Genomic DNA, 3757 nt, shown 5'->3' with positions numbered 1-3757 from the left:
CTTGAGGCGTATGTTGTTCGGGATTAGCTGTAAATATGGCGCGTCTGACAATCCAGCGACAACACCGGATCAGGTTGCTAACTCATCAGAATAAAATATAAAGGACACCCATTGATTTGACACCCCATCGCACTGGTCTATTTTCTTCTCCTCACTTCTCGGAGAAGCCTATGACCAGTGCCCGCAACACCCTGATTGATGCTCAAACGACACCGTACTACCACTGCATAGCTCGCTGCGTTCGGCGAGCATTTCTGTGCGGAGAAGATCATGTGACTGGCACCAGTTATGAGCACCGCAAGCCCTGGATTGTTGATCGGTTGAAGGAGTTGGCGGGTATCTTTGCAATTGAGGTGTGTGCTTATGCTGTGATGTCGAATCATTACCATACAGTTCTCCATATAAATGCTGAACAGGCGAAGGGTTGGAGCACGCATGCTGTTCTTGCACGGTGGACTCAGCTCTTTAAAGGGCCGTTTCTGGTGCAGAGGTATTTGGCGGGGGAGTCTTTGGATAAGGCTGAGTATACTCGCGTTGAGGAATATGCAGAGGGTTATCGTGAGCGCCTGCAAAGTATTAGCTGGTTTATGCGCTGCCTGAATGAGTATCTAGCTCGTAAAGCCAATGAGGAAGACGATTGTAAGGGGCGATTCTGGGAAGGGCGCTTTAAGAGTCAGGCATTGCTGGATGAGGCTGCTGTTTTGTCCTGTATGGCGTATGTGGATTTAAATCCGGTGCGGGCTGGTTTGGCAGATAGCCCCGAGGCTTCTGATTTTACCTCGCTTCAGGAACGGATAGAGCAGTACAGAGTGAATGGGCAGCAAGCCAAGTCGCTGAAGCCCTTGCAAGTTGATAATCAACAAAAGGGGAGAATTCCTTTTGCGCTCACGGATTACTTTCAATTTGTTGATTGGACTGGTCGGGCACTGAGGGGCGATAAGCGTGGAGCGATTGCATCTGAGTTGCCTCCAATTCTGCATCGGCTGGGGATAGATGCTGCTGCGTGGTTGCAGACAGTTCGACCCGGTAAGCCTGTGTTTATTCGGGCTATTGGGCGGGCAGCTGCACTTAAAGAGTACGCCGAGAGTGTGGGTAAAGGCTGGTTGCATGGTACTGGTGTGGCTCGTCGTGTGTTTGGTGGGTAAGTTGCAGGTACCGGTCACGTTGCTTATTCCATGCTGCCTGTTATTGCTGAAGTTTCTCACCGCAGTGGGGTGCGCCCTGAGCGTCCGCTATCTATGGAGGTTATTGCCTCTCAGGTAGCGATTATTGCAAGCCCAATTACTGCAGCGGCTTTAAACATTGGGTGTCCTTTACTTCTCTTTCTTCCTTCCTTTACTTCTTACTTCCCTGGCTAGTTGGCAACAGTGAAACGCATATTTATATGCTTGCGGTTTTCGATCTCATCAATAAATGCAACAGCGAAATCCTCAGCGCTAATAGCATCACCAACGGGGCTATCGATGCCCATTTTATAAGAGCCTGTTCTCACCCCAGGGGCAAGGCTCATAGGTGGAGATAAAATCGTCCAGTTCAGACCCTCGGAACCTCGATACATATCCAGAATATTAGCAACAGTCGTGGCTTCCTTTATGTAACGTGTGGGGAAATCAGGGGTATCTATAAGGCGCACACCATTTACCTCAAGGCTTCCACCTCCACCACCAACCAGTACTCGCCCTGAAGGTTTTGCAGCAATAATATTCTGGTGTGCCTGAAGGAGAGGTTCGTGAGAACCTCCGTCCCTGCTTGGAGGAATAACAATGACTGTTGCATCACAAGAGTTAATTGCTGACACAACACTCTCGGTATCACTGATGTCTAATGGGATGAGACCTTCATGGTCTTTGGATATGCTATTAGGATGATCAAATTTACTTACTTCATGACCCCTGCGGCTCGCTTCCGATGCGACTCTGGAGCCAAGCATCCCCAAACTGCCAAATACAGCAATTTTCATACAATATCCTTACTTAATAACTACAAGTGTTAGCTTGACTAAGTAATAGTACTCTTCGATATTAGGGCGTAAGCACTTTCTAGGTACGTCAGCATGGTCGGTATCATACCTGAAAGTTAAAGGTTTCGTCTTCTTTGGTTAAGGAAAAGGTAGGCGGAAGAGAGATAAAGAACACTTATTGATTACGGTGCTTTGTTATTCCTGACAGTCAGATCTCCTGAGTCGTGTACAAGTAGTGAACAAGTCGGATACATTTAAGTACATTTAGGGATACCTCCGCTACACCACTCTCTTACTATTCCGGCACACGGTGATCCTGTACGGTCAGGCATCAATTGACAATAACGAAAATCAGAAACTCCCAATTCCTATTAGATGTGAAAGCTATGTCCAATCTTTCCAAAAAATTTGTCGGCGTCTTGGTAGCCATCACTCTTCTCTGGCTGGTTTCCTATCTGTTCACTTATGAACAACGCCAGAACGTCATCATGCAGTATTCAGGAATCCTGGCTATTGCGTCAATGAGCCTTGCCATGATTTTATCAACCAGACCGGTTTGGCTGGAGAGCTACCTGAACGGGCTGGATAAGGGCTATCGTATCCACAAGTGGCTGGGTATTACCGCACTTATTGCCTCGCTTTTCCACTGGGGTTGGACAACGATTCCTGATTGGTTCAGCCCTGAAGATCATGGTGGTCATAGGGGAGGGGGCAGGCCTGTATTCACAGGTATTCAAGGCTGGTTGCATGATTTTAGAGGCCCCGCCCGGGATATCGGGGAAATTGCATTTTATGTGATTGTCGTCATTCTTATCCTCTCTCTGATTAAAAAGTTATCCTATCGGCATTTTGCCCTGCTTCACAAATTCGTTCCTGTGCTGTATTTAGCCTTGGTATGTCATTCGGTCGTCTTCATGGCATTCAGCTACTGGGTTACCCCTATCGGCATTGTAATCGGTCTGTTAATGCTGGCGGGTGCAGTCTCTGCCTTTTATAGCCTCTTTGGCCTAATTGGTAAAAACAACAAAGTAAAAGGAAATGTATCGGCCCTCTTAAACTACAAAAAGATGGATTCTCTTGAGGTATCGATTCAAGTAGAAAACGGTTGGAAAGGCCATAAGCCCGGACAATTTGCGTTTTTGACAATACAGGGAGACAAAGAATCTCATCCTTTTACGCTATCCTCGTCCTGGGATCAAAATAACTCCAGTCTTTCATTCATAATCAAATCCCTTGGCGATTATACCAGTAAGATGGTCAAAGAACTGAGGGTTGGTGATCAGGTAACCGTTGAAGGTCCATACGGGAAGTTTAATTTTCAGGATGCCTGTACGCGCCAGATCTGGGTTGCAGGGGGTATTGGCATCACACCATTTCTCGCACAGCTGGAAGCTTTGGCTGCGAACGGCAATAGTAAGCCAGTGGACTTATTTTACATGGCAACGAACGTTGATTCCCCGCTTATGACGCGACTCCAGACACTGTGTGAAAAAACCAATGTCACCCTGCACGATTTCGTTGGCCAACCAAAAGGCAGCTTCAATGGCAACAATTTAAGAAGTCTGGTACCAGCCTGGCAGACAGCTAGCATATGGTTTTGTGGGCCAAGTGGGCTTGGCAATATGCTGAAAACTGATCTGTTCGCGCATGGCTTTAAAAAGGAGAATCTACATCAAGAGTTGTTTGAAATGAGATAAAAATAATAAAGGACACCCATTAATTATAGAGCTGCGCAGTTCTAAATATTGGGTGTCCTTTTTATTTTTTTTTATTAGTCTCTCTCAAGGTTAAAACCAC

General features: G+C 46.6%; 3 protein-coding genes and 1 pseudogene. 3 read left to right on the top strand and 1 reads right to left on the bottom strand.

Annotated features, from left to right (window positions below; all coding sequences use genetic code 11):
• The first annotated feature begins 170 nt into the window (after positions 1-170).
• Together E1189_RS02705 and E1189_RS02700 are read left to right on the top strand one after the other, a co-directional pair.
• On the top strand, positions 171-1145 hold the full coding sequence (locus E1189_RS02705) for a transposase (protein ID WP_155158520.1): 975 nt from the start codon (positions 171-173) through the stop codon (positions 1143-1145).
• Positions 1146-1157: 12 nt separating this feature from the next.
• Positions 1158-1358 (top strand): annotated as a pseudogene (locus E1189_RS02700) (anaerobic C4-dicarboxylate transporter family protein); the annotation flags it as partial.
• Here E1189_RS02700 and E1189_RS02695 read toward each other — a convergent pair.
• Positions 1355-1960 carry an NAD(P)-dependent oxidoreductase gene (locus E1189_RS02695; protein WP_155158519.1) on the bottom strand — a complete coding sequence of 202 codons (606 nt, stop codon included), beginning with the start codon at positions 1958-1960 and terminating at the stop codon, positions 1355-1357. The pseudogene E1189_RS02700 and the gene E1189_RS02695 sit on opposite strands and share 4 nt — an antisense overlap.
• Before the next feature lie 386 nt (positions 1961-2346).
• Here E1189_RS02695 and E1189_RS02690 point away from each other — a divergent pair, with 386 nt between their 5' ends.
• Complete coding sequence (locus E1189_RS02690) at positions 2347-3657, top strand: ferredoxin reductase family protein (protein WP_155158518.1); 1311 nt, start codon at positions 2347-2349, stop codon at positions 3655-3657.
• The last annotated feature ends 100 nt before the right edge of the window (positions 3658-3757 follow it).

Origin of the sequence: Parendozoicomonas verongulae, assembly GCF_009711465.1 — a bacterium.
Classification (GTDB): domain Bacteria; phylum Pseudomonadota; class Gammaproteobacteria; order Pseudomonadales; family Endozoicomonadaceae; genus Sansalvadorimonas; species Sansalvadorimonas verongulae.
Note: the sequence above shows the minus strand (reverse complement) of the source record. Positions and strands in the feature narration are given on the sequence as shown.